The sequence below is a fragment of the Rhodopseudomonas palustris BisB18 genome, from assembly GCF_000013745.1.
Taxonomy (GTDB): domain Bacteria; phylum Pseudomonadota; class Alphaproteobacteria; order Rhizobiales; family Xanthobacteraceae; genus Rhodopseudomonas_A; species Rhodopseudomonas_A palustris_F.
Genome location: NC_007925.1, coordinates 271742 through 296772 on the forward strand (window position 1 = coordinate 271742; position 25031 = coordinate 296772).

The 25031-nt window shown below is 65.7% G+C and carries 20 protein-coding genes and 1 tRNA gene; 15 read left to right on the top strand and 6 right to left on the bottom strand.

Features of this window, described 5'->3' with window-relative positions:
* Nucleotides 1–67: 67 nt before the first annotated feature.
* Together RPC_RS01305 and RPC_RS01310 are read right to left on the bottom strand one after the other, a co-directional pair.
* The gene (locus RPC_RS01305) at nucleotides 68–1057 is read right to left on the bottom strand and encodes an alpha/beta fold hydrolase (protein ID WP_011470741.1); all 990 of its coding nucleotides are present in this window, start codon (nucleotides 1055–1057) and stop codon (nucleotides 68–70) included.
* Nucleotides 1058–1348: 291 nt separating this feature from the next.
* The gene (locus RPC_RS01310) at nucleotides 1349–3697 is read right to left on the bottom strand and encodes a Tex family protein (RefSeq protein ID WP_011470742.1); all 2349 of its coding nucleotides are present in this window, start codon (nucleotides 3695–3697) and stop codon (nucleotides 1349–1351) included.
* Between the two features lie 229 nt (nucleotides 3698–3926).
* Between RPC_RS01310 and RPC_RS01315 the strand changes: the two genes are divergently transcribed.
* Nucleotides 3927–5180 carry an Hsp70 family protein gene (locus RPC_RS01315; protein ID WP_011470743.1) on the top strand — a complete coding sequence of 418 codons (1254 nt, stop codon included), beginning with the start codon at nucleotides 3927–3929 and terminating at the stop codon, nucleotides 5178–5180.
* Nucleotides 5181–5503: 323 nt separating this feature from the next.
* On the opposite strand, the gene RPC_RS01320 is transcribed toward RPC_RS01315, so the two are convergent.
* Both RPC_RS01320 and RPC_RS01325 read right to left on the bottom strand, forming a co-directional pair.
* Nucleotides 5504–6595 carry a hypothetical protein gene (locus RPC_RS01320; protein WP_011470744.1) on the bottom strand — a complete coding sequence of 364 codons (1092 nt, stop codon included), beginning with the start codon at nucleotides 6593–6595 and terminating at the stop codon, nucleotides 5504–5506.
* A 296-nt stretch (nucleotides 6596–6891) separates the two neighbouring features.
* The gene (locus tag RPC_RS01325; RefSeq protein ID WP_415914785.1) at nucleotides 6892–7674 is read right to left on the bottom strand and encodes a photosynthesis regulator; all 783 of its coding nucleotides are present in this window, start codon (nucleotides 7672–7674) and stop codon (nucleotides 6892–6894) included.
* Nucleotides 7675–8471: 797 nt separating this feature from the next.
* Between RPC_RS01325 and RPC_RS01330 the strand changes: the two genes are divergently transcribed.
* Nucleotides 8472–9251, top strand: coding sequence for a HAMP domain-containing protein (locus RPC_RS01330; RefSeq protein ID WP_011470746.1), 780 nt, complete (start codon nucleotides 8472–8474; stop codon nucleotides 9249–9251).
* Between the two features lie 613 nt (nucleotides 9252–9864).
* On the opposite strand, the gene RPC_RS01335 is transcribed toward RPC_RS01330, so the two are convergent.
* Nucleotides 9865–9939: transfer RNA gene (locus tag RPC_RS01335), tRNA-Gly, on the bottom strand.
* Nucleotides 9940–10364: 425 nt separating this feature from the next.
* Here RPC_RS01335 and RPC_RS01340 point away from each other — a divergent pair.
* The 3 genes from RPC_RS01340 to RPC_RS01350 all read left to right on the top strand — a co-directional run bounded on the left by RPC_RS01340 (nucleotide 10365) and on the right by RPC_RS01350 (nucleotide 12304).
* The gene (locus RPC_RS01340; protein ID WP_011470747.1) at nucleotides 10365–11282 is read left to right on the top strand and encodes a tetratricopeptide repeat protein; all 918 of its coding nucleotides are present in this window, start codon (nucleotides 10365–10367) and stop codon (nucleotides 11280–11282) included.
* 36 nt (nucleotides 11283–11318) lie between these two features.
* The gene (locus tag RPC_RS01345) at nucleotides 11319–11990 is read left to right on the top strand and encodes an LON peptidase substrate-binding domain-containing protein (protein ID WP_011470748.1); all 672 of its coding nucleotides are present in this window, start codon (nucleotides 11319–11321) and stop codon (nucleotides 11988–11990) included.
* Nucleotides 11991–12103: 113 nt separating this feature from the next.
* Nucleotides 12104–12304, top strand: coding sequence for a Trm112 family protein (locus RPC_RS01350; protein ID WP_011470749.1), 201 nt, complete (start codon nucleotides 12104–12106; stop codon nucleotides 12302–12304).
* Between the two features lie 225 nt (nucleotides 12305–12529).
* Here RPC_RS01350 and RPC_RS01355 read toward each other — a convergent pair whose 3' ends face one another.
* Nucleotides 12530–13750: a ubiquinone biosynthesis hydroxylase gene (locus RPC_RS01355; RefSeq protein WP_011470750.1), complete on the bottom strand. Its 1221-nt coding sequence runs from the start codon at nucleotides 13748–13750 to the stop codon at nucleotides 12530–12532.
* A gap of 150 nt (nucleotides 13751–13900) precedes the next feature.
* Between RPC_RS01355 and tesB the strand changes: the two genes are divergently transcribed.
* The 10 genes from tesB (at nucleotide 13901) to RPC_RS01405 (ending at nucleotide 24768) form a co-directional block, all read left to right on the top strand.
* The gene (gene tesB, locus RPC_RS01360) at nucleotides 13901–14770 is read left to right on the top strand and encodes an acyl-CoA thioesterase II (protein WP_041802288.1); all 870 of its coding nucleotides are present in this window, start codon (nucleotides 13901–13903) and stop codon (nucleotides 14768–14770) included.
* 184 nt (nucleotides 14771–14954) lie between these two features.
* Complete coding sequence (locus RPC_RS01365) at nucleotides 14955–15293, top strand: P-II family nitrogen regulator (RefSeq protein WP_011470752.1); 339 nt, start codon at nucleotides 14955–14957, stop codon at nucleotides 15291–15293.
* Between the two features lie 66 nt (nucleotides 15294–15359).
* A complete protein-coding gene (locus RPC_RS01370) occupies nucleotides 15360–16661 on the top strand; it encodes an ammonium transporter (RefSeq protein ID WP_011470753.1) in 1302 nt (433 codons plus the stop codon).
* Nucleotides 16662–17047: 386 nt separating this feature from the next.
* Nucleotides 17048–17386, top strand: a complete 339-nt coding sequence (locus RPC_RS01375; RefSeq protein ID WP_011470754.1) for a P-II family nitrogen regulator — start codon at nucleotides 17048–17050, stop codon at nucleotides 17384–17386.
* 39 nt (nucleotides 17387–17425) lie between these two features.
* The gene (locus RPC_RS01380; RefSeq protein WP_011470755.1) at nucleotides 17426–18868 is read left to right on the top strand and encodes an ammonium transporter; all 1443 of its coding nucleotides are present in this window, start codon (nucleotides 17426–17428) and stop codon (nucleotides 18866–18868) included.
* Nucleotides 18869–19292: 424 nt separating this feature from the next.
* The gene (locus tag RPC_RS01385; RefSeq protein WP_011470756.1) at nucleotides 19293–19589 is read left to right on the top strand and encodes a nucleotidyltransferase family protein; all 297 of its coding nucleotides are present in this window, start codon (nucleotides 19293–19295) and stop codon (nucleotides 19587–19589) included.
* Nucleotides 19579–19923 carry a HepT-like ribonuclease domain-containing protein gene (locus RPC_RS01390; protein ID WP_011470757.1) on the top strand — a complete coding sequence of 115 codons (345 nt, stop codon included), beginning with the start codon at nucleotides 19579–19581 and terminating at the stop codon, nucleotides 19921–19923. Before RPC_RS01385 ends, RPC_RS01390 begins: the two co-directional genes overlap by 11 nt.
* A 149-nt stretch (nucleotides 19924–20072) precedes the next feature.
* On the top strand, nucleotides 20073–21320 hold the full coding sequence (locus RPC_RS01395) for an aminotransferase class I/II-fold pyridoxal phosphate-dependent enzyme (protein ID WP_041802289.1): 1248 nt from the start codon (nucleotides 20073–20075) through the stop codon (nucleotides 21318–21320).
* A complete protein-coding gene (locus RPC_RS01400; RefSeq protein ID WP_011470759.1) occupies nucleotides 21317–23764 on the top strand; it encodes a DNA translocase FtsK in 2448 nt (815 codons plus the stop codon). The genes RPC_RS01395 and RPC_RS01400 overlap by 4 nt, the downstream gene beginning before the upstream one ends.
* Nucleotides 23765–23997: 233 nt before the next feature.
* Nucleotides 23998–24768: an outer membrane lipoprotein carrier protein LolA gene (locus RPC_RS01405; protein WP_041802291.1), complete on the top strand. Its 771-nt coding sequence runs from the start codon at nucleotides 23998–24000 to the stop codon at nucleotides 24766–24768.
* Nucleotides 24769–25031 lie beyond the last annotated feature (263 nt).

Below are 25031 nucleotides of genomic sequence, written 5' to 3' on the forward strand. Positions count from 1 at the left end.
ACTCGCAGCAACGCCGATCGGTGTAGCTGCCGATGAGCAAATAGTAACCTTCGCCTTCACATTTGCGTCATATCGCGGATGGAACGACAACGCGTCGTGACACCTGGCCGAGCTTGGCGAGGAAGGCGTCGTAGGCGTCGGTGACCTGGCCCAGTACTTCGAAATGCGGGAAAGCCCCGGTCTCGAAAATATCGATGGTCCAGTTCAGCCGGTTGGTGACGCGCTTCTTGTGGCGATAGTCGGTGAAGCTGCCCTTGGTGCCGTGCGACATCCACACCGGGACCTTCAAGGCCTGGTAGATCCGCAGGATGTCCTTGCTGAACATGTAGCCGGCGACGAAGTAGAAGGCGGCGTGTTCGGCGCCCGGCTGGTGCGCGGTGATGTAGTCGTAGTCGAGCAGCGGCTCGTCGATCTTCTTCGAGCCCCAGGCGCTTTCCAGAAACTTGCGCATCACCGGGCGCAGCGTAAGAAGTCCGAACACCCCGCGTTTCCACGAGGTCGCCTTCAAGCCGTCGAGCAACCAGCGCTTGCCCAGCGTGCTGTGCGTGGCGTCATCGCGGGCCTTGCCTTCGAAGCCGGTCGGGCTGATGAAGCCCAGCGAGCGGAACGCGTCCGGCGTTTCCACCGCGGCCCGGGCGAGGAATTCGCACGACAACGACAACGCCAAGGCGTCGACCGGCGCGCCGCCGTGGCTGTCGCGCAACTTCTCGACCGCGGCGTGAATGGCGTCGGTCATGGTGCGCGCGGTGTAGTCGTGATCGCTGCGCTCGGACTGACCGAAGCCGGGCAGATCGAGCGCGTACACTCGCCGTCTGCCGGCATAGAAATCATACAGCGGCTTGACTTCAAACGCCGAGCCCGCGGCGTTGATGCTGTGGATCAGCAACAGCGGCGTGGCACTGTCGCCGTCGCCCTCTGGACCCGCGGCGTATGTGGCGATGCGTCCCGCCACGCTGACGATGTCGGTGCGCAGACCCGACAGCGGATTAGCCAAGTTGGGTCCCGTGTGGCCGGTCTTCGCCGCTCCGGCTTCACGAAGTGCTGTTGTCTCCGACATCTTGCGATCCTCTCCGAACAAAACCAATGATCACAAATGGCGCAAAGGCCGCAACAGTTCCCAAGCAGGAACGAGTCTTTTGCTGGTTTCGTCGTTTTGGTATCACCTTACAGCGAGCCGCAGGCTAACTAACAGGATCGCGCGCGCAAGTGTCAGGCGCCGACAACACCGCGCCGCTCATTCCGTCAGTTTCGCGTGACAGCGACACGCGCCCTGTCGAAACGACGCCGGCAGAAGCCCGTAGAAATACGGCCCTGCCTGTCGTTGGTTTCGCGACGAGTCGCAGATCCGTTAGCGCCGCCCCGGCTTGTCGGGCTTGCCCTTCTCGTTGGCGCGCGCAAAGGCTTCGGCGAACGCGCCGCCGCCGGTGGACGGCTGCTGTTTCTTCGGCGCATAGGCGGCCACTGTGGAGCGGCTGGGCCCGCGCGGTGCCGCCTGGACGCGGTCGGCCTTGGCGCCGACCTCGTCGTCGAGCCGCAGGCTGAGCGCGATGCGCTTGCGCGCGACGTCGACCTCGAGCACCTTGACCTTGACGATGTCGCCGGGCTTCACCACCTCGCGCGGATCCTTGATGAAGCTGCGCGACATTGCCGAGATGTGGACGAGACCATCCTGGTGCACGCCGATGTCGACGAAGGCGCCGAACGCCGCGACGTTGGTGACAGCACCTTCCAGCACCATGCCGGGCTTCAGGTCCTTCAGGGTCTCGACGCCTTCCATGAACACCGCGGCCTTGAACGCCGGACGCGGATCGCGGCCGGGCTTTTCCAATTCGCGCAAAATGTCGGTCACCGTCGGCAGGCCGAAATGCTCGTCGACGAAGTTCTTCGGCTGCACCTGGCGCAGCGCCTCGGCGTTGCCGATCAGCGCCTTGATGTCGCTCTTGGTGGCTTCGAGAATCTTGCGCACCACCGGATAGGCCTCCGGATGCACGCCCGACGCATCGAGCGGGTCCTTGCCATTCTGAATGCGCAGGAAGCCCGCGCATTGCTCGAACGCCTTCGGGCCGAGCCGCGGCACCTTCTTCAAGGCGCTGCGCGAATCGAACGGGCCGTTGGCGTCGCGATGCTGCACGATGGATTGCGCCAATCCGGCACCGATGCCCGAGACGCGCGCCAGCAGCGGCGCCGAGGCGGTGTTGGCGTCGACGCCGACCGCGTTGACGCAGTCTTCCACCACGGCATCCAGCGAGCGCGACAGTTTCGCCTCGCCGAGGTCGTGCTGATATTGGCCCACCCCGATCGACTTCGGATCGATCTTGACGAGTTCAGCGAGCGGATCCTGCAGCCGGCGGGCGATCGACACCGCGCCGCGCAGCGTGACGTCGAGCTCGGGCAATTCCTCCGAGGCAAAGGCGGAGGCCGAATACACCGAGGCGCCGGCTTCCGACACCACGATCTTGGACATTTTCAGTTCCGGCAAGAGCTTCACCAGTTCGGTGGCGAGCTTGTCGGTCTCGCGCGAGGCGGTGCCGTTGCCGATCGAGATCAGTTCGACGCGGTGCTCGCGGGCGAGCTTGCCGAGGATCGCCAAGGCTTCGTCCCAACGTCGCTGCGGCTCGTGCGGGAAGATCGCCGTGGTAGCCACCACCTTGCCGGTGGCGTCGACCACCGCGACCTTGACGCCGGTGCGGAAGCCCGGATCGAGCCCCATCGTGGTACGCGCGCCGGCCGGCGCCGCCAGCAACAGATCGCGCAGATTGGAGGCGAACACCCGCACCGCTTCCTGCTCGGCGGCGGTCCACAGCCGCATCCGCAGGTCGATGTTGAGATGCACCTGAATCTTGGTGCGCCAGGCCCAGCGCACGGTGTCGATCAGCCAGCGGTCGCCGGGGCGGCCGCGATCGCTCACCGCGAATCGATTCATGATGCGTAGTTCGTAAGAGCCGACCGGCGCCGGCGCGGTCCCCGCGGGCACCACCTCGGGCTGGATCGAGAGGTCGAGCACTTCTTCCTTTTCGCCGCGGAACATCGCCAGAATCCGGTGCGACGGCAATTTGTGCAACGGCTCGGAGAAATCGAAGTAATCGGAGAATTTCGCGCCGTCGTCCTTCTTGTTGTCGCGCTGCTTCGACAGCATCACGCCGTTCGACCACATCAGCTCGCGCAACGAGCCGATCAGGTCGGCGTCTTCGGCGAAGCGCTCGACCAGAATCGCGCGCGCGCCGTCAAGCGCGGCTGCGACATCGGCGACCTGCTTGTCGGCGTCGACGAACGGCGCGGCAACAGCCTGCGGATCATTGTCCGGCTGCGTCAGCAGCATCTCGGCGAGCGGCGCGAGGCCAGCCTCGCGGGCGATCTCGGCCTTGGTGCGGCGCTTCGGCTTGAACGGCAGATAGATATCTTCGAGCCGGCCCTTGCTGTCGGCGGCCATGATCGCGGCTTCGAGCGTCGCGTCGAGCTTGCCCTGTTCGCGCACCGAATTGAGAATAGCACTTCGGCGTTCTTCCAATTCGCGCAGATAGTTCAGCCGTTCCTCAAGCGTGCGCAATTGCGCGTCGTCGAGCGCGCCGGTGGCTTCCTTGCGATAGCGCGCGACGAACGGCACGGTGGCGCCGCCGTCGAGCAGGTCGACCGCGGCCTGCACTTGCTGCTCGCGCACGCCGAGCTCTTCCGCGATCTGTCGACTGATATTTGCCACGGGCGAATCTTTCTTCGAGAGGGTCGTTTGCCAGGGGCCGCTTATGGACCGAGGCCGGTTCTGACTTCAAGCCATGCCGCCGCGTCGTCCCGCCCGCTGTGGACGGCGCGACGCCGCGCGCGGCATGCCCGCGATTTGATCACGCGATGATCGCAGCATTGCGGCAAAAGATAATGCTAGATCGACGCGGCCGAACTGTGTAGACGGACGTTCCTTTTCAGGAGCGGTGATGTCGGCGTGCGGACTTGACTTTGGAACGTCGAACACGACGCTCGGCACCATGATCGACCAGGTTCCGGTGCTCTGCGCGCTGGAAGCCGACCACACCACGATTCCGAGCGCGATCTTCTATGGCAGCGACCGCAGCGTGCTGATCGGACGCCGCGCGATCGACGCCTATGTGGAGGGCACGCACGGCCGGCTGATGCGCAGCCTGAAGTCCGTGCTCGGCACTTCGCTGATCGACGAGACCACCATGGTGGGCCGGCAGCGCCGCAGTTTCCGCGACGTCATCGGCTACTATCTCGGCGCGGTGAAGCGGCGCGCCGAACAGGCCACCGGCCGCAATCTGCGCAACCTGGTGCACGGCCGCCCGGTGCATTTCGTCGACAATTCGCCCGACGCCGATCGCCGCGCCGAGGCCACCTTGCGCGACATCGCCCGCGAACTCGGCTTCGACGACGTCACCTTCCAGTTCGAACCGATCGCCGCGGCGCTGGATTACGAACGCCAGGTGACGGGCGAACAGATCGCGCTGATCGCCGACATCGGCGGCGGCACCTCGGATTTTTCGATCGTGCGACTGAGCCCGCAGCGCCACCTGAAGACCGACCGCAAGGCGGACATTCTGGCCAATGATGGCGTGCGGATCGGCGGCACCGATTTCGATCGCCAGCTGTCGCTCGGCGTGATCATGCCGCTGTTCGGCTATCGCAGCCCGATGCTGCGCGCCGGGCTCGACGTGCCGTCGCGCTATTTTCACGAGCTGTCGACCTGGTCCGACATCAACAAGATGTACGATCCGAAGGTGCTGACCGAACTGCGGCAGATCCGCCGCGAGGCCAAACAGCCGGAGCTGCTGGATCGGCTGATGCGGGTGGTCGACGAGCAGCGCGGCCATACTTTGGCGATGGAGGTCGAGGCCGCCAAGATCGCGTTAGCGGGCGCGACGCAGGCCGAAATTCCGCTGCAATGGGTCGAGCCGGATCTCAATGTCGCAATCGGCCGGCCGCAGCTGGTGCAGCACACAAGATTGCTGGCGGAGCGGATCGCCTCGCGGATCAAGCTGTGCCTATCGCACGCGCAGCTCGATGCGAGCGCGATCGACGCGGTGTTCCTCACCGGCGGCTCGGTGCGGCTCGCCCATGTCCGCAAGGCGATGACCAAGGTGCTGCCGGACGCCCGCATCGTCGAGGGCGACACCTTCGGCGCGGTCGGCAAGGGGCTGACCATCGAGGCGGGGCGGCGCTACGGGCCGGGTTAGCTTTGCTCGATCGAAGACGCATCGTGGCGCTGCGCCTCATGCATACTATGTCGTCATTCCGGGGCGCGAGTTCGGCAGAACGAGCGAACCCGGAATCTGACGCGGGCGCGAGACTCCGCCGCATGTTGTGAGATTCCGGGGTCGCGCGCCGCTGACGCGGCGTGCGCCCCGGAATGACGGCCTCGGATGCTTGAAGCGCATCAATCGCGCTCGAAACCTCTCTTATGCCGCATCCGGTGGTTTTATTTGCGCCGCGCGCGAAGACAAAAAAACGGACAGGCCGGCGGCCTGTCCGTTGTCGCTGAAATGCAGTGTCGAACGAGTCAGCGCGGCAGTTCGGTCAGCTTGAGCACGACCGCGACGCGGCGCCCGGTGCTGACGATGCCGTCGCGATGGATGCCGTTGGGATCGTACAGCACCGCGGTTTCGTCGTCGCTGGTGACGCGCCACTGGTCGTCGAGGATCGAGCGGGCGTAGTCGTTTTCGACCACCAGATCGGCGCCGAACGAAGCCTTGCGCCGCCAACCCTCCGGCAACGCGAAGAACAGTTCGCGCGAGCTCGGCGTGGTCGACGACAGGCCGGCGAGGTCGTTGGCGCGGCGGACCAGCCCGTCCCAGATCCCCTTGGCGGCGCGCTGGCTGCCGGGCACGTAAGCGAGCGGCCCGTTGGCGGGGCCGACGTCGCCGAGATAGATCACGAGCTTTAAGAGGTTGCCGCTGGTGTCGATGTGGAAATGCTTGGTGGCCGAGGAATCCACCCCGACATCGGCGAATTCCGAAGGGCCTTCGACGGGATCGTTGATCTGCACCGCCAGCTGACCGACCCCGACCGGGCGCTTCAGATAGGCGCTCGCCGCCTCCAGCACGCCGAGATCGGCGGCGGTCTGGTTGAAGGCCTTGTAAATCTCGGCATTGGTTGCGGGATCGAGCCAGAGCCGGGTTTCTTCGGCGTCGGCGGAAAGCGCCGGCTTCAACGCCAGCTGCTGTTCCAGGATCTTGAGCTGCGGCGCCAGGAGGTTGCGGATTTCAAAGAGCTTGTCGGGCGGCAGCCGGACGCCGGCGACGCCGTCGCGCTGCAGCGGCGCCAGCAGATTGTCGCCGCGCTCGGTCTTCGGCTGATAGGCGTTGCCGGCGGCGAGCCGGCTCAGCCGCTGCAGCATGATCAGCCGCAGATAGACCGGCAGATGGCGCAGCACCGAGCCGAGCTTCGGCTCGCCGGCGGCCGGACGCGGCAGATTCTCGACATCGATCAGCCGCCGCGCGGTGGCCAGCACCAACCCGTAAGCAAAATACGTCACCGCCTTGAGGCGGGAGCCGAGCTGGGCCATCGGCAACACCCGGCCATAGGCGGGGTGCTTGTCGTAGTCGATGACCGGAAGTTGGTCGAACTGATAGGATTTTGCTTCGGATCGCATTCGTCGCCCCTTTTGAATCCAAGCGGGTGCCGTTCAGCACACACAATATGATGGATGTGGTGGGGCTATGTCACGTCGTACAATGGCGTGCGGTTCCTGTCCGCTGAACGCGCCGCCCACCGCCGCGTTTGACGCAGCGGGCGCAATGCGAGGTCTGAACGCGATTCATCGCATTGACGTGCGTCAAATCGGACGCGTCAAGACTGTTGATGACGCGCCGTTCGGCGGCGCGGCGGGCGCGCGGCAGCGCCTGGCGTTGGCAGTTGCAGCCGCCGGGGGCTACTCGGATCGCCGGCTCAGATCCAGGCCAGATTTGCCGGACGCCGCGACGCATAGCGCGCCAGCAACAGGCGTTGGATCAATTGTTCGATCTGCACGGCGGACTCGCATGCCGCATCGGCGCCGACCTGTTCGCCGATCTCGGGACGCTCGGCGAACACCCGCCCGCTGACGATGATGGTGATCGCCGGATTGCGCGAGGCCCGGCGGGCCTGCCGCACGGTTTCGGTCAGCCGCGGCAGCCAATGTTCGCGGCGCAAGGCCGGACTGAGCGACAGATCGATGGCGTCGAACCAGCTCTGGGCGACCAATTGCTTCAGCGCCTGATCGGAGTCCGGAAACTCGCAGGTGGCGGCCCAACCGGCCTGCCGCAGCAATTCGGCGTTCAGCGCCGCGCAGAACAGATGCGGCTCGCCGGGTTGCGGCACCACCAATACGGCGCGTTGCGCGGCGTTGGCCACCGGAGGCGCCATCCGATCGAAGCTGATGCGCCGCATCGCGCTCTGCAGATGGCACAGCGCGATCGTCACTTCGAATTCGCTGCAATGATCGGCGCTCCACAGATCGCCGAGGCAACGCGCGGCCGGTTCGAACAGCGAGGTGAACAGCTGGCTCGGCGATTTTTCCAGGGCGAAGCTCTGATCGAGCAAAGCCAGGGCGTCGTCGGGCTGCGGCGAGAGCAGCAGCCGCGCCAGTTCGGCGGCGCGCGGGTTGGTTTCTCTGGACGCCGCCAGCCGCGCTGCCGATGGCTTGACGAACAGCCGCGGGATGATGGTCGGAACGATGTTTTCGATATTCACGATGCCAGCACGATCAGGTTGCCCTTGGTCAAGGGGGACATGCGTCGGGTGCGTCGGTATCAAGGCTATCGGAGGGTGATCAGCGACGATCATCCGGTTCCGCCTCAAGAAAGCCGTAGCGAAGTTTTCAGTTTGCGGGGCAGTAGGGCAAGGAAACGCCAATCGCGCGAGGAGTCTTTGCTCTGGATCAAACCGTCGGCTGCGGTGCGGTAAATTTTGCAACGGCCGGACTACGCGCGGCGTATATTGATACCGCCAAAGCGATGGCACCGCGACCGCGCGATCCATGCCGCGTCGGCCCCCTGGCACCGGAACCGGCGACGCCCGGCTGATGGCGTCGGGCTGCAGTCCGGCGGACGGTACTTCGGCGGTGCGCGCGCTTACTCCGCGCATTCGCAAACACCGCCGCGTCGCTCCCCGCGACGGTATCCGGAGAGCGACAAACCCTTGTGGCGTCTTTGTTTTGGATCAAATCTCGGGAGAAACCGCGTAGTATGTTTACTAGTGTGCGAATCAGCGCAAGATTGAATCGGCGACCGACCTTTGCTGGGGCGACAAATCTAGGTTGAAGAACAACTTAGTCGTGTTTTGGCTCTGAGTGATTCGGTGGACGAGTCCTGCTTGCTCACAACTGCGTCGTGTTCGCTATGTGGCGTGTGATGTGTATTCGGCGTTTTTAACGAAAAGTTTATGCCGAAGTTAACCTTTTAATTAACCATGAAGGCTATGCGTCAAATCACGCCTGTCACCTTAGAGGGGCAAGCCGCCCGCAAATCGAAGAAAGTTGGAGAAAGACGATGAATTTCGATCTCTCAAATCGCAGCCTCGCCCAAAAGATCTCAATTCTGGTTTTGGGTATCACTCTGTTCGTAACGCTGACGATCAGCGGCGTTGGTCAAATGGCGTTGCAGAAGGTCAGCGCCGAGAAAGCGAAGAACTCGAACAGCGTCGCCTCGCTCGGCCGGTTGGTGGACCAGGGCGGCGCGGTGCTATCGCCCGTCACGGGCGCCGATGGAAGGGTCGTCGGCATGCTGGTGATGAGCAAGGATGCCGGCGCCGCGGTGATGCCGGCGTCGTTTGACGGCAGCATGGTGATCCAGACCGCCGATTCGGTGGTGACCTCCGATCCGCAATACGGCCTCGGTGCGGCGAACACGCTGCTGCTGCTGGCCGGCATCGCGGTGTTTGCGATCGTCGGTTTCGTCGGAACCCGGATCGCCCGTGGCCTGCTCGAGCCGCTCGGCCAGCTTGAAAAGGACATCGACCAGTTGGCCAAGGGCAACACCCAGGTTCGCCTGCACGCCCTGAGCCGCACCGACGAGATCGGCCGGATTGCCCGTTCGATCGCCAAGATCCAGGAATCGCTGGTTGAGCTCGCCCGCATCAAGACCCAGCGCTTCGTCTCCGACCATCCGAGTCTGGTGAACAATCTGAAGGAATTCTGGAACGACCTGAAGGGCGCGGTGCGCAACGCCAAGGTGATGCTGTCGTCCGACGGCCAGATGGTCGGCCAGCACGTCCGGCAATCCTGGTCGAACTGGATCCATAACAGCTTGGGCATTCCCAAGAGCGCCTGACCGGCTTCCCGCGGCGCGTCGACCTTGCTGAGGCGACTCGCCGTGCGGCTCTAGAGACTTCCAAAGCGACAGAAAAAGCCCGCGCTCGCCGCGGGCTTTTTTGCGTCGTGGCCGGCTCGCGGCGGCCGGCAAGCCGAGCGGCGCAAGGTTGGAGGTCGCTCGGCAATGACGGAGAACCAGGTGCTTCGGTCAGGCACTTCGCTCACCACGTCATGGCCGGGCTTGTCCCGGCCATCCACGGAAACATCAATGGCCTCGCTTGTGGGCGTGGATGGCCGGGACAAGCCCGGCCATGACGCGGAGAGGTAGCGCGTTTTCCGAGATGCCCCGAGCGTCGCTCGGTTTCGGCCGGGCCGGCCCCTATTCCCCCGCAACGCGATGGGTTCGACGGAAGCGGCTACGGAGGGCTGCGGTGTGCCTGTCTCAGCGGTGGCGAAGCCTGAGCGGTGACGAAGCCAGGCCAAGCGCAGCGACAATCGCCCTCGCGGCCCGACATGCGATGCCGCGTCGTTTGGATCGATGTTCATGGAAGATGATGGTTCGGCGCGCAGCGCGGCGGATCGGCTGGGCCGAAGCGCAGCGAAGGCAACCATCTGAGCCTGCCGAAGAAACTTGGAGCGGGCGAAGGGATTCGAACCCTCGACCCCGACCTTGGCAAGGTCGTGCTCTACCACTGAGCTACACCCGCATCCGAGTGGCTGGCGACGCGCGGTCACCAGCGACGCGCAGAGCTATGCCAAAAGCCGCCGACGAATGCAACAGGCGTGGCGGCGCAATCTCACCTGCAAATGTCGGAGATTCGACCAATCGCCGCCAAATCGGCGGCTTGGGCCGCGCTGCCGACGCTGCATTGCAGCAAGGAGCTGCAGAAAATCGACGACCCAAATGCTCGGCAGCCCCCGCGCACTCGCCCGGCGATTGAAAATTCTCCGCCCAAGCGCCACGTAAGAGACGGTTCAGGGCCGAAACCGCGAATCTCTTTGGCTTCGCGGCTTCGTCGGCGCGCCACAGCTGGCGGCGCGTCGGCAGCGTTTCGGTCGAATCAACCAGGTTTATGCGCGCAGGTGGCCGCCGTGCTAGAACGGCGCATCTTTGGAACAAGGCGAGGGCGACGTGACGATCATCGAGCAGGGCAATGGAGCGGCGCCGCAGGCGACCGATCTGATCAAGGAAACCTCCACCCAAAGCTTCGTCAAGGACGTGATCGAAGAATCCAAGCGCCAGCCGGTGCTGATCGATTTCTGGGCGCCGTGGTGCACGCCGTGCCGCCAGTTGACGCCGTTGCTGGAGAAGGCGGTTCGCGCCGCCAACGGCAAGGTCAAGCTGGTGAAGATGAACATCGACGAGCATCCGTCGATTCCGGGCCAGATGGGGATCCAGTCGATCCCCGCGGTGATCGCCTTCGTAGGGGGCCAGCCGGCCGACGGCTTCATGGGCGCGGTGCCGGAAAGCCAGATCAACGCCTTCATCGACAAGCTGACCGCGGGCGCCGGTGGCGGCGCGCCGGGGGTCGGCGAGTTGATCGAGGAGGCCGAGGCCGCGCTCGCCGCCGGCGACGCCGCGACCGCCGCCGCGGTCTATGCCGAGGTGCTGGCGGTCGAGGCCGACAATCTGCCGGCGCTGGCCGGGCTGGCGCGTTGCTACGTCGAGACCGGCGCGATGGAACAGGCCAAACAGACGCTGGCGCTGGTGCCCGACAGCAAGCGCGAGGACAGCGCCGTCAAGGCGGTGCAGGCCGCGATCGACCTCGCCGAACAGGCCAAGGCGCTCGGCCCGATCACCGAGCTCGAACAGAAGGTCGCCGCCAACCCGCTCGACCATCAGGCCCGCTTCGAGCTGGCGGTGGCGCTCAACGCCGCCGGCCGCCGTGCCGACGCCACCTCGCAGCTGCTGGAGATCGTCAAGCGCGACCGCAAATGGGACGACGACGGCGCCCGCAAGCAGCTGGTGCTGCTGTTCGAGGCCTGGGGGCCGACCGACGAGGCCACCGTGGACGGCCGCAAGCGGCTGTCGACCATCCTGTTTTCGTGATTCGTGACCACGCGCGCAGCCAAACCGGGGCCGTCCATGCCGATCAATGCCGACTATCGTGGACCCGGCGACCTTCCGGAGCGGATTCCGGTGTTTCCGCTGCCGGGCGCGCTGTTGCTGCCGCGCGGCCAGATGCCGCTCAACATCTTCGAGCCGCGCTATTTGGCGATGGTCGACGACGCGCTGCGCGACCACCGTCTGATCGGCATGATCCAGCCGGATCTGTCGCATTCCAGCAACGAGGATAAGCCGGAGCTGTTTCGGGTCGGCTGCGTCGGCCGCATCACCCAGTTCGCCGAGGCCGGCGACGGCCGCTATATTCTCGAACTGACCGGGGTCGCCCGCTTCAAGGTGGTGGAAGAACTCGCGGCGATCACGCCGTATCGGCAATGCCGGGTCGATTACGCGCCGTTCGTCGACGACTTCACCGCCCGCAAGGGCGAGGAAGCGGTCGACCGCGAGACGCTGCTCGCCGTGCTGCGCGATTTCCTCAAGGCTAACCGGCTCAAGGTCGACTGGGACGGCATCGAGAGCGCGCCGAACGAAGCGCTGGTCAACGCGCTGGCGATGATGTCGCCCTACGGCCCGCCGGAGAAGCAGGCGATGCTGGAAGCCCCCGACCTGAAGACCCGCGCCGAAATCCTGGTCGCGGTGACGCAGATGGATCTGGCAAAAAAGCGCACCAGCGGCGACCCGCCGTTACAATGATGCGTTACAATGGCTCGATCGCGCCGCCTGCGTCGTGGTGCGACGCGCGCCGCCGGCCCGCGATGGATTGCCTTACGCGCGATTGCCTGGATTGAATTTTGCTGGAGCCTGCAATGACCACCTCTGCCTCCGACCGGCCCGAAGCCGGCGTCGACCGCAAACTGCTGGACATCCTGGTCTGCCCGATCACCAAGGGACCGCTGGAATTCGACGCCGCGCGCCAGGAGCTGATCTCGCGCGGCGCCAAGCTCGCCTATCCGATCCGCGACGGCATCCCGATCATGCTGCCGGAAGAAGCCCGCAAGTTGGGGTGAGGGTTGGATTTCCGCGCCTGATGGCAGCGCGCACAAAGACGGAGCGTGCCCCGGACGCAGCGCACTACGCCGCGCTTGCGGCGTGGTGCGTTGCAGAGCCGGGGCCGTTACGAAGGCAGCCTCGCCATGTCTCTTGCTTTGTATCCGTAACGGTCCCGGTTCTGCGGATCCGCGCGAAGCCGCGCGGCTCCGCGCCCGGGACACGCGCGGCGACGGTTTGCGCCGTTACAGCGCCTCGCCCTTCAACAGCCGCGGCACTTCGCCGCCGAGGCCGGCGGCCTGGCGGATGAACAGTTCCTTGAGCGGCGGCAGCCGGTCGACCACGCCGAGCCCGATGTCGCGGACGCTGCGCAGCAGCGTCGACTTGTTGGAGAACAACAGGTTCAGCGAATTGGTCGCCACCCCCATCGCCATGGTGTCGAACCGCCGCCACACCTGGTAGCGATCGAGCACGTCGGCCTGGCCGAAATCGATGCCGAGCCGCGCCGCGTCGACGATCACCTCGGCCAAGGCTGCGACGTCCTTCAGCCCCATATTGAGGCCTTGCCCGGCGATCGGGTGGATCACATGGGCGGCGTCGCCGATCAGCGCCAGCCGCTCGCCGATGAAGGATTGCGCAACGAAATAGCCGAGCGGAAACGATTTCGGCTTGTCCAGCGCCTTGACCTCGCCGAGCCGCAGCCCGAACCGCTGTTCCAGCTCGCGATGAAACTCGGCGTCGGACAGCGCGACGATCCGCGCGGCTTCGGCGCGGCTCTCGGTCCACACCAGCGAGGAGCGCTTGCCGACGAGCGGCAGGATTGCGAACGGCCCGGCGGGGAGGAAATGCTCTTCGGCGCAGCCGTTGTGGTCGCGCTCATGTTCGACGGTGACCACGATGCCGGCCTGGTCGTAATCCCAGCCATAGGTGCTGATGCCGGCGCGCTCGCGCAGCTTGGAACGGGCGCCGTCGGCGGCGACCAGCAGCGCGGCGTCGATCACGCTGCCATCGCCGAGCGTCACGCTGGTGGCCTCCAGCCGGGATTCGTAACCCGTCACCGCGGTGGCGCGCAGTTCGACGCCGGCGGCCTCGGCGCGCTCGGCCAAGGCGTCGATCAGATGGCGGTTTTCCACCATATGGGCGAACGGCTCGCCGGGCTCGATCTGGCCGGCGAAGGTCAGGAACACCGGCCGGGTGGCGTCTTCCAGCGCGGAATCCGTCACCACCATGTCGAGGATCGGCTGCGCATGCGGCGCCACCGCCTGCCACACGCCGAGCGTGTCGAACAGCCGGCGGCAGGCGGCGACGATCGCGGTGGCACGCGGATCGCGCGACGGCCGCAGCGAAAGCGCCGGATCGGCGACGATCACCGGAACGTCGGGGCCGAGCCCCTGGCGCAACGCCAGGGCCAGCGCCAGTCCGGCGAACGCGCCGCCTCCGATGACAATGCCGCGCTGTGCCGTCATATCGTTGGTTCTCACTCTTGCCAGGGGAACGGAGCTGGGCGAAACAAGCGGCGGGAGACGCGCCGCACCAGCTTTGGTTCTATCAGACATCCGATCCGGTGTGAAACCGTGGGGGCAGGGCGCGCAATGCTCGGAAAGCCGTGAATGCCGATGTCCAAGAGCCTGATCGATCTGATTTCCATCCTCGACCTCGAGCCGCTCGAGGTGAACCTGTTCCGCGGCACCAGTCCGAAGACCTCGTGGCAGCGGGTGTTCGGCGGCCAGGTGATCGGCCAGGCCATGGTCGCCGGCTGCCGCACCGTCGAAGGCCGGCTGCCGCATTCGCTGCATTGCTATTTCATCCTGCCCGGCGATCCGCAGGTGCCGATCATCTACGAGGTGGAGCGGCTGCGCGACGGCAAGAGCTACGCCACTCGCCGCATCACCGCGATCCAGCACGGCCAAGCGATCTTCTCGATGATGATGTCGTTCCACGTCGAGGAGGAGGGCCGCTTCGACCACCAGGACGTGATGCCGCAGGTGCCGCCGCCGGACAAACTGAGCGCCGAGGAGATCTCCAAGCAGCCGTTCTTCAAGGAGATGCCCGACTTCATCCGGCGCTATTACGAGAGCGATCGCCCGATCGAGCTGCGCCCGGTCGAACTCAGCCGCTATTTCGGCGAGAAGATCGCCGACGGCCGCATCCACATCTGGATCCGCACCGCGGCGAAGCTGCCGGACGATCCGGCGCTGCATATGTGCGCGCTGGCCTATGCGTCGGATTTCTCGCTGCTCGATGCGGCGATGGCGCGCTACGGCCGCACCTTGTTCGACAAGCGGATGATGCCGGCCAGCCTCGATCATGCGATGTGGTTTCACCGTCCGTTCCGCGCCGACGAATGGTTGCTCTACGCGCAGGATTCGCCCTCCGCGCAAGGCGGCCGTGGATTGGCGCGCGGATTGATCTATCGGCAGGACGGCGCGCTGGTGGCCTCGGTGATCCAGGAAGGCTCGCTACGCGAACGCCGCGACCAGCCCTAAGACGAGGCGCGCAACTCACTCGCCCAAATCTTGGGCTGCCGCGGGTTTTGGCGAAAAAGCGTTTTCGCGGCCGTCCATTCGCTTATTTTCCAAGCGCGTTGCCGGCAAACCCGGCATATACAGTGCACAAAGCCGCTGGCCGCGTCCGCCGGCCGGGATCGTTTTTGCAAACGCAGGTTGGTTCATGAAACTGGTTGTCGCGATCATCAAACCGTTCAAGCTTGACGAGGTGCGTCAGGCGCTCACCGAGATCGGGGTCCACGGCATGACCGTGACCGAGGTCAAGGGCTATGGGCGCCAGCGCGGCCACACCGAGATCTATCGCGGCGCCGAGTACATCGTGAACTTCCTGCCCAAGCTGCGCATCGAGATCGCGGTGGATGCCAACCTCGCCGAGGCCGCCGTCGGCGTCATCACCAAGAGCGCCCGCACCGGGCAGATCGGCGACGGCAAGATCTTCGTCACGCCGATCGATCACGCGTTGCGCATCCGCACCGGCGAAACCGACAGCGACGCGCTCTGACGCCGTCGCGCTGACCGGAGCGACGCCCCCGCGTCGCGCCGCGACACCGAGCTGGGGGGCTCACCAATGGCATCGATCCGTCGCGCAGCGCGTCTCGCGCTGGCCGCTTGCTTTGCGGCAAGCAGTTTTTCCACCGCGGCGTTGGCCGAGGACAGCACTATCAACGGCGCCGACACCGCCTGGATGATCGTCGCCACCGCGCTGGTGCTGATGATGACCATCCCGGGCCTGGCGCTGTTCTACTCCGGCATGGTGCGGAAGAAGAACGTGCTCGCCACCATGGCGCAGAGCCTGGCCGCGGTGGCGCTGATCTCGATCCTGTGGGTGGCGTTCGGCTATTCGCTGGCGTTCACCGGCGACGGCGCGCTGATCGGCTCGTTCGACCGGCTGTTTCTTTCCGGCATGACCATGGAGGGCGTCAACCCGCTCGCCAAGACCATCCCCGAAGCGCTGTTCATGCTCTACCAGATGACGTTCGCGATCATCACGGTGGCGCTGGTGGCGGGATCGGTGGCCGACCGGATGCGGTTCTCGGCCTATCTGGTGTTCTCGATCGGCTGGTTCGTGGTGGTCTATGTGCCGCTGACGCATTGGGTGTGGGGCGGCGGTTTCCTCGGCTCCGCGGGCGTGCTGGATTTCGCCGGCGGTCTCGTGGTGCATCTGTCGGCGGGCATCGGCGGGCTGGTCGCAGCCTTGGTGATCGGCCGCCGGCAAGGCTACGGCGCCGACAATCTGTCGCCGTTCGACCTGTCGCTGGCGGTGATGGGCACCGGGCTGTTGTGGGTCGGCTGGTTCGGCTTCAACGGCGGCTCGGCGCTCGGCGCCAATGCCCACGCCGTGATGGCGATCACCGCCACCCATCTGTCGGCTTGCGCCGGCGCTCTCGCCTGGGGCGCGATCGAATGGATCACCCGGCGCAAGCCCTCCGTGCTGGGCATGATTTCGGGCGCGGTCGCCGGGCTTGGCACCATTACGCCGGCGTCGGGCTTCGTCGCGCCTTGGCATGGCATCGTGATCGGCCTGATCGCCGGCACGGTGTGTTTCTGGGCCTGCACCAGCCTCAAGCAACGGTTCGGCTATGACGATTCGCTGGACGTGTTCGGCGTCCACGGCGTCGGCGGCCTGGTCGGCACCCTGCTCGGCGGGGTGTTCGCCACCGCGGCGATCGGCGGCACCGCCGGCCTGATCGAAGGCCATTGGATGCAGCCGCTGATCCAGCTCTACGGCATCGCCGTCACCCTGCTGTGGTCGGGCGCGGCCACCTTCGGACTGCTGATGCTGGTCAGGCTGATGGTGCCGCTGCGGGTGTCGCGCGAGCACGAGCGCGAGGGCCTGGACATTTCGCAGCACGGCGAGGCGCTGCAGTAGTCGCCGACCCGCGGCTCAGGCGGTTGCGTAAATTGTAATCTGCCGGCCTGGCGGCGCGTTCGGAGGCCGGCTTATCGCGAGGAGAAGCGCGGGAAACCCGCACAATTTGCCTGCCGCATGAGCAACGATTATGGTCGAACCCTGTCATGCCCGTTTCTTGATCAGGCATGACTGCGCTTTAGGCGGGTTGCTTTGGCGCACTGCAACCGAACCACAAGCGGGCTCGAAAAACTACGCATTCATAAACCGTTAGGGAAGGCGCCCGGTCTGGCACGGCATTTGATTATAGCGCGACGGCTGTGCCCGCGTAGTGAGACTCCGCGTGGTGAACCTCAGTCGAGATCGCCCGGCCTTGTTCCGGCCGGGCCCAAGCGGGGATAGGACCCATGAAAATTGTTATGGCGATTATCAAGCCATTCAAACTGGAAGAAGTCCGTGACGCTTTGACCGCCATCGGCGTTCACGGTTTGACGGTGACGGAAGTCAAGGGCTATGGCCGGCAGAAGGGCCATACGGAAATCTACCGCGGCGCCGAGTACGCGGTGAGCTTCCTGCCCAAGATCAAGATCGAGGTCGCGATCGCCTCGAACCAGGTCGACAAGACCATTGAGGCCATCACCAGCGCTGCGAAAACCGGCCAGATCGGTGACGGCAAAATTTTCGTCATCGCTCTCGACCACGCGGTTCGGATCCGCACCGGCGAGGCCGATGCTGCGGCCCTGTAAGATCTCGCGCTCACCCAAATTCAATCAGGAGTACAACATATGACGTTTAAACGTCCCTACAGTGCGGGACTGGCTGCGCTTGCCGTCGGCATGTTTGCCGCGACCGCAGCCTATGCCGAGCCCACCGTGAACAAAGGCGACAACGCCTGGCTGATGACCTCGACAGTGCTGGTGCTGTTGATGACGATCCCCGGCCTGGCGCTGTTCTACGGCGGCATGGTGCGTTCCAAGAACATGCTCTCGGTGCTGATGCAGGTGTTCTACACCGTCTGTATCGCGATCATCCTGTGGGCACTGTACGGCTACAGCCTGGCCTTCACCGGCGGCTCCGATTTCATCGGCGGCTTCTCCAAGGCGTTCCTCGCCGGCGTGACCACCGATTCGAAAGCCGCGACCTTCAGCGTCGACGCCAACGTCTCGGAACTGGTCTATGTCTGCTTCCAGATGACCTTCGCGGCGATCACCCCGGCGCTGATCGTCGGCGCCTTCGCCGAACGCACCCGCTTCGCCGCGGTGGCGCTGTTCATCCCGTTGTGGCTCACCCTGATCTACTTCCCGATCGCCCACATGGTTTGGTATTGGGCCGGCCCGGACGCCATCGACGCCGCCGCCAAGGCGCTCGCCGCTGCGACCGACGACGCCAGCAAGGCCACCGCGCAGGCCGCACTTGACGCCGTCAATGCCGACGCCGGCTGGGTGTTCAAGAAGGGCGCCATCGACTTCGCCGGCGGCACCGTGGTGCACATCAACGCCGGCATCGCCGGTCTGATGGGCGCGATCCTGATCGGCAAGCGCACCGGCTACGGCAAGGAATTGATGTCGCCGCATTCGCTGACGATGTCGATGATCGGCGCCTCGCTGCTGTGGGTGGGCTGGTTCGGCTTCAACGCCGGCTCCAACCTGGAAGCCACCGGCGGCGCCGGCCTCGCCATGACCAACTCGTTCGTCGCCACCGCGGCCGCGGCGTTGTCCTGGATGTTCGCGGAGTGGATGATCAAGGGCCACCCCTCGGTGCTCGGTGCGATCTCCGGCGCGGTCGCCGGTCTGGTTGCGGTGACGCCCGCGGCCGGCTTCTCCGGTCCGATGGGCGCCATCGTGCTCGGCCTGGTGGTCGGCGTGGTCTGCCTGTTCTTCTGCACCGTGGTGAAGAACGCGCTCGGCTATGACGACTCGCTCGACGTGTTCGGCGTGCACTGCATCGGCGGCATCGTCGGCGCGCTCGGCACCGGCATCCTGGTCAACCCGGCGCTCGGCGGCACCGGCATCATGGACTACGCAGCCGGCAAGATCGCCGACTACGACATGGTGGCGCAGCTGACCGCGCAGAGCTGGGGCGTCGGCACCACGCTGGTGTGGTCCGGCATCGGCTCGGCGATCCTCTACAAGGTCGTCGACGTGATCGTCGGCCTGCGCGCCACCGTCGAGGTGGAACGCGAGGGTCTCGACGTCGTCGAGCACACTGAGCGCGCTTACAACATGTAAGCCTTCTCCCGAGGGCGCGACCGAAAGGCCGCGCCCCGACTTCCGGACCGGGCACCGCCCGCTCCGCCAGGGCTCCGGCGCAAGCTGGAGCCCTTTTTTTGTTTGGGATTCGTAGCCCGGATGAAGCGAAGCGAAATCCGGGAGTGCTGCGGCGACAGCCCCGGATTTCGCTTCGCTCATCCGGGCTACGGGTGCATCGTGTCCCGGACGCGGTGCCGCGGACTTCACGCGGCGCCGTGAGCCGGGACCGTCCCAAACGCAGCATTCGTAACGGCCCCGGATCTGCAGCGCACCACAAGAGCGGCGCGTTGCGCAGCGTCCGGGGCACGCCCCGCGACAGGGCGTGTCATCGCCCGCCAACCGCCCTGGCCCCAAGTTGGCCGCCGGCTCTCCCGCAAATCCTCCCCCATGCTATATTGCGGCGATGAACCGCCTCGAAGTCCTCGCGACGCTGCAACGATCCGAGCAGGCGCTACGCGCCCGCGGCGTCCGCCGCGCGGCGTTGTTCGGCTCGGTGGCGCGCGGCGACAATGGACCCGACAGCGACATCGACATCATGGTCGAGATCGACCCCGAGGCGCACATCACGGTGTTCGATTATGCCGGGCTGAAGGAGTTCATCGCCGGCCTGTTCGACACCCGCGTCGATGTCGTCAACCGCGACAGCCTCAAGCCCGCGATCGGAGCAACCGCGACCGCCGATGCCGTCTATGCGTTCTGACGCGTCCCTAGCGGCGCTGCGCGACATCAGAAATCACATCGATCTCGCCACCCGGTTTATCGAGGGATACGACTTGGCCGGGTTCAAAGCCGACCTGCGCACGCTATATGCCGTGACCCGCTGCCTTGAGATCATTTCCGAGGCGTCGCGGCGCCTAAGCGACGATGTTAAGGTACGTCATTCTCAGATTGCCTGGAAACAGATTTCCGGGGCAGGGAACATCTATCGGCACGATTACGAGGAGGTCGGTGCGCAATTGGTGTGGGACACCGTTGCGCGCGCGCTGCCGACGTTGCGGGCCGTCGTCGAGCACGAAATCGACCGGCAGGCCTGAGAGGCTGCCGGTCGCTTGCTCGGCAACAAGTCCTTCACCCAAAAGTCGATGGTTAATCGCGTCTTAACCTCGCCGTATCTATGGTGGCTGATCCGTTTTCGCTCGATCCCGACCCTGCGATCGATCGCCTGAAAGTGCTGGCGCCTCGAATGGCTATGACCGCTTCTTCCCGCGCGGCGCTGGGCGCCGGCAATCCCACCGGCGCGACCGGCGCGGAGGCCGAGCGCTCGCCGTTCGCGCGGCTGACCGAGCTCTTGGCGCCCTATCAACCGGCGTTGCCGCTGATCAATCTGTCGGTCGGCGAGCCGCAGCACGCGCTGCCGCCGTTCGTCGGCGCCGTGCTGGCGCAGCACATCGGCGAATTCGGCCGCTATCCTGCGGCCAAAGGCATCGCGCCGTTCCGCGAGGCCGCCGCCGGCTGGCTCGGCCGCCGTTTCAAACTGCCGCGTCCGATCGATCCGGAGAGCGAAATCCTGGTGCTGAACGGCAGCCGCGAGGGCCTGTTCCTCGCCGCGCTCGCCGCCGCGCGCTACGTCGCGCCCCGCGCCGGCACGCCCGCGATCCTGCTGCCGAACCCGTTCTATCCGGCCTATGGCGCCGGCGCCCGCGCCGCCGGCTGCGAGCCGATTTACCTTGAGACCACCGCCGCCAGCGGGTTTCTGCCCGACCTCGATTCGCTCGACGAAGCGACGCTGGCGCGCAGCGTGGCGATCTATCTGGCCTCGCCGGCCAATCCGCAGGGCTCGGTGGCGGACCCTGCGTATTTCGCCAAGCTGAAAGCGCTGGCCGACCGCCACGGCTTCATGGTGCTGGCCGACGAATGCTATTCGGAGATCTACACCCGAGAGGCCCCCGGCAGCATGCTGGAAGCCGCCGGACCGGACTTCGCCCAGGTGGCGGCGTTCCAGTCGCTGTCGAAGCGCTCCAACCTGCCCGGGCTGCGCGTCGGTTTCGTCGCCGGCGACAAGAGATTCCTCAATCTGTTCCATGAGCTGCGCAATGTCGCGGCGCCCCAGGTGCCGGTGCCGCTGCAACATGTCGGCGTCGCGGCCTATGGCGACGAGGCCCATGTCGAGGAGAACCGACGGCTGTACCGGCAGAAATTCGACCTCGCCGACCAGATCCTCGGCAATCGCTACGGCTACAGCCGCCCCGCCGGCGGCTTCTGCCTGTGGCTCGACGTGTCGCGTCACGGCGGCGACGAGGCCGCGGCCGTGAAGCTGTATCGCGACGGCGGCGTCCGCGTGGTGCCCGGCAGCTATCTCGCCCGCCGCCAAACCGACGGCAGCAATCCCGGCGCCGGCTATATCCGGCTGGCCTTGGTGCAGGACGCCGAAGCCACCGCCGAAGCGCTGCACCGGCTGGTGCGGCTGCTCGATGAGAAGCAAGGCCGATGAGCATGGCGATGGAGCGCGTCATTCCCCTGGTCGGCCATCTGCCGCAAGCGATCCGCGAGAGTCTGGCGCGGCGGCTGCGCGAGCTCGCCGGAGTCGGCCTGGTGGTGCTTTCGATGATCGCCGCCGCGGCGCTGATGACCTGGTCGGTGCAGGACCCCAGCCTCAGCCACGCCACCTCGCAGCCGATCCGCAATATTCTGGGCTATTCCGGCGCGATCGGCGCCGATCTGGCGATGCAGATCTTAGGCCTCGGCGCCATCGCGACGATCCTCACCGTCGCGGTGTGGGGCTGGCGGATGATCACCCATCGCGCCTTCGACCGCGAAGCGCTGCGGATCGCCTGCTGGATCCTGTGCACCGTGCTGGCCGCCGGCTTTGCCAGTTGCTGGCCGCCGGTGGGCTCCTGGCCGCTGCCGACCGGGATCGGCGGCGTGGTCGGCGACGCGCTGGTGCGCGCGCCCGCCGTGGTGTTCGGCCCGCCGGGCTTCATCTACCGGCTGGTGCTCGGCCTCATTCTGGGCACCGCGACGCTGGCCTCGTTCCTGATGGCCTGCGGCTTCGGCGCCCGCGAACAGGAGCAGACCTCGATCGTGGTCGACGACAGCTTCGACGAGGAAGACGACAAGGACGGCGGCTCGGTATCGCTGGGCTTCATGGTGCACGCCGCCATGAGCACCAAGGCGCGGCTCGGCCGATTGCTGACGCTGGCCTATCGGGCGCTGGTGTCGAGCGCGCCGACCGGCCGCGCCGCGGCGTTCGAGCGCCAGGAGCCGCGGCTCGGCGGCGGCCGCAGCCCCTCGATCGCGCCGCAGGCCGATGCCGACCACGACGACGCCGACGAGCCCGAAGAGCCCGACGAGGAAGAGGCCCCGGTCGCCCGGGCGCCGCGCAAGAAGGCCGCGCCGCGCCAGCCGGTTCGCAAATCCTCGGACAAATTCGAATTGCCGGGGGTGTCGATGCTGACCTCGCCGAAGGCCTCCGACCGCCAGCCGCTGAGCAAGACCGAGCTGGAAACCAATTCCCGCGCGCTGGAAGGCGTGCTCGGCGATTTCGGCGTCCGCGGCGAGATCGTCAAGGCGCATCCCGGCCCGGTGGTGACGCTGTATGAATTGGAGCCGGCGCCCGGCATCAAGTCCTCTCGCGTCATCGGGCTGGCCGACGACATCGCGCGCTCGATGAGCGCGTTGTCGGCGCGTGTTGCGGTCGTTCCGGGCCGCAACGCGATCGGCATCGAATTGCCGAACCCGCATCGCGAAAAGGTGTATTTGCGCGAATTGCTCTGCGTGAAGGACGGCAACGAATCGGTAGCCAAGCTGCCGTTGTGCCTGGGCAAGAACATCGGCGGCGATTCGATCATCGTCGACCTCGCGCGGATGCCGCATCTGCTGATCGCCGGCACCACCGGCTCCGGCAAATCGGTCGCCATCAACACCATGATCCTCAGCCTGGTGTACCGGCTGCGGCCCGATCAGTGCCGGCTGATCATGGTCGATCCGAAGATGCTCGAACTCTCGGTCTATGACGGCATCCCGCACCTTCTGACCCCCGTGGTCACCGATCCGAAGAAGGCCGTGGTGGCCTTGAAATGGGCGGTCCGCGAGATGGAGGAGCGCTACAAGAAGATGTCGAAGCTCGGGGTGCGCAACCTCGACGGCTACAACAGCCGGCTGATGGAAGCCAAAAGCCGCGGCGAAGAGCTGACGCGCACCGTGCATACCGGCTTCGACAAGGAAACCGGCAAGGCGATCTATGAGGCCGAGAAGCTCGACCTCGAGCCATTGCCCTACATCGTCATCATCGTCGACGAAATGGCCGACCTGATGATGGTGGCCGGCAAGGACATCGAAGGCGCGGTGCAACGGCTGGCGCAGATGGCGCGCGCCGCCGGGCTGCACGTCATCCTGGCCACGCAACGCCCGTCGGTCGACGTCATCACCGGCACCATCAAGGCGAACTTCCCGACCCGCATCTCGTTTCAGGTCACCTCGAAAATCGACAGCCGCACCATTCTGGGTGAAATGGGCGCCGAGCAGCTGTTGGGCCAGGGCGACATGCTGTACATGGCCGGCGGCGGCCGAATCAGCCGCGTCCACGGGCCTTTCGTTTCGGACGAAGAGGTCGAGAAGGTCGTCAAGCATCTCAAGACGCAAGGCCAGCCGGAATATCTCGAAGCGGTCACCGCCGAAGAGCCGACCGACGAGGACGGCGCGGTGTTCGACGCCACCGGCATGGGCGGCGAGGGCACCGACCTGTTCTCGCAGGCGGTCGCCATCGTGAAGCGCGATCGCAAGGCCTCGACCAGCTATATTCAGCGCCGGCTGCAGATCGGCTATAACCGCGCCGCGTCGCTGATGGAGCGGATGGAACTGGAAGGCATCGTCGGCCAGGCCAACCACGCCGGCAAACGCGAAATTCTGGTCGAGGAAGAGGAAAGCGGGTTTTGACCGCGACCCCGCCCATCGATCCGGCGTCGGAGTCGCGAAATCGCCACAGCGCTGGCTTAGCCGCAGGAGGCGCAGCGGCCTCGTTGCAGCGCATAAAATCGGTCCCCATCCGGACCGCAACCGATGTAAAATGCCGCTTTCCGGCCGGCCAGGACGACGCAGTGACGATCAACGCCCCGACAACTGACCGCACGCCCCGGATCTTGCGGCGCAAGCCTGGCGCGCAGCGCACGTTGGCGCTGGCGCTCGCGGTCGGCCTGCTGGCGGCGCCGGTCGCCGCGCAAAACGTGCCGTTGCCGAAACCCGCGCCGAAGCCGCGCGACGGCGGCATCCAGCTTTCCGCCACCACGACGCCGACCCGCGGACCGACCGCGGGCGGCGCCAGCAGCGTGCCGCCGGAGCCGGTGATTCCCGATCCGCGGCGCAACGTGCCGAGCCCGCTGTTCGTCACCTTCGACGCCCAGCAAAAGGCGCAGGCCGCCAAGGTCAGCAGCTATCTGTCGTCGCTCTCGACGCTGGTCGGCAACTTCGTCCAAGTCGGGCCGGACGGCAGCCGCACCAAGGGCGATTTCTACATCCAGAAACCCGGCAAGGTGCGGTTCGAATATGACGAGCCGAGCCCGATCGCGATCATCGCCGACGGCAATTCGGTCGCGGTGCGCGACCGCAAGCTCGCGACCCAGGACATCTATCCGCTGTCGCAGACCCCGCTGCGCTATCTGCTGTCCGACCGCATCGATCTGTTGCGCGATACCAACGTGGTCAGCGTCACCGCCGACGATGTGTTCATCTCGGTGGTGATCGAGGAAAAGCAGGTGCTGGTCGGCACCAGCCGGCTGATGCTGATGATCGGCGCCAAGGACAATCAGCTCAAGCAATGGACCGTGACCGATCCGCAGGGCTACGACACCACCGTCGCGGTGTACAATCTCGACGCCACCAAGAAGCCCGATCCCGGCATGTTCAAGATCGACTTCACCAACTACTCGACCCCGCCGGGTTGAGCGCGTTTTCGTTTTGAGGCGTCCAATCAAGACCACAGCCGTCATTCCGGATTGCGAGTTCGCAAGAACGAGCAAGTCCGGAATCCAAACTCCCTGCAGGGGTTATGGATTCCGGGCTCACTCGCAGCTGACGCTGCTCGTGCCCCGGAATGACGGCGTGGGTTTTGGGCAAGCGCATCAATCCAAATCAGAAAGTCGCTAGCGCCATCCAAGCTTTGTCCCTCATGGTGAGGAGCCCGCCGCTTGGCGGGCGTCTCGAACCA

What these genes read in the sequence shown, in the direction of transcription:
- RPC_RS01305 (WP_011470741.1), bottom strand. Translation starts at nt 1,057, where the DNA reads ATGTCGGAGACAACAGCACTTCGTGAAGCCGGAGCGGCGAAGACCGGC.
- RPC_RS01315 (WP_011470743.1), top strand. Translation starts at nt 3,927, where the DNA reads ATGTCGGCGTGCGGACTTGACTTTGGAACGTCGAACACGACGCTCGGC.
- RPC_RS01320 (WP_011470744.1), bottom strand. Translation starts at nt 6,595, where the DNA reads ATGCGATCCGAAGCAAAATCCTATCAGTTCGACCAACTTCCGGTCATC.
- RPC_RS01330 (WP_011470746.1), top strand. Translation starts at nt 8,472, where the DNA reads ATGAATTTCGATCTCTCAAATCGCAGCCTCGCCCAAAAGATCTCAATT.
- RPC_RS01345 (WP_011470748.1), top strand. Translation starts at nt 11,319, where the DNA reads ATGCCGATCAATGCCGACTATCGTGGACCCGGCGACCTTCCGGAGCGG.
- RPC_RS01350 (WP_011470749.1), top strand. Translation starts at nt 12,104, where the DNA reads ATGACCACCTCTGCCTCCGACCGGCCCGAAGCCGGCGTCGACCGCAAA.
- RPC_RS01355 (WP_011470750.1), bottom strand. Translation starts at nt 13,750, where the DNA reads ATGACGGCACAGCGCGGCATTGTCATCGGAGGCGGCGCGTTCGCCGGA.
- tesB (WP_041802288.1), top strand. Translation starts at nt 13,901, where the DNA reads ATGTCCAAGAGCCTGATCGATCTGATTTCCATCCTCGACCTCGAGCCG.
- RPC_RS01365 (WP_011470752.1), top strand. Translation starts at nt 14,955, where the DNA reads ATGAAACTGGTTGTCGCGATCATCAAACCGTTCAAGCTTGACGAGGTG.
- RPC_RS01370 (WP_011470753.1), top strand. Translation starts at nt 15,360, where the DNA reads ATGGCATCGATCCGTCGCGCAGCGCGTCTCGCGCTGGCCGCTTGCTTT.
- RPC_RS01375 (WP_011470754.1), top strand. Translation starts at nt 17,048, where the DNA reads ATGAAAATTGTTATGGCGATTATCAAGCCATTCAAACTGGAAGAAGTC.
- RPC_RS01380 (WP_011470755.1), top strand. Translation starts at nt 17,426, where the DNA reads ATGACGTTTAAACGTCCCTACAGTGCGGGACTGGCTGCGCTTGCCGTC.
- RPC_RS01385 (WP_011470756.1), top strand. Translation starts at nt 19,293, where the DNA reads ATGAACCGCCTCGAAGTCCTCGCGACGCTGCAACGATCCGAGCAGGCG.
- RPC_RS01390 (WP_011470757.1), top strand. Translation starts at nt 19,579, where the DNA reads ATGCGTTCTGACGCGTCCCTAGCGGCGCTGCGCGACATCAGAAATCAC.
- RPC_RS01395 (WP_041802289.1), top strand. Translation starts at nt 20,073, where the DNA reads ATGGCTATGACCGCTTCTTCCCGCGCGGCGCTGGGCGCCGGCAATCCC.
- RPC_RS01400 (WP_011470759.1), top strand. Translation starts at nt 21,317, where the DNA reads ATGAGCATGGCGATGGAGCGCGTCATTCCCCTGGTCGGCCATCTGCCG.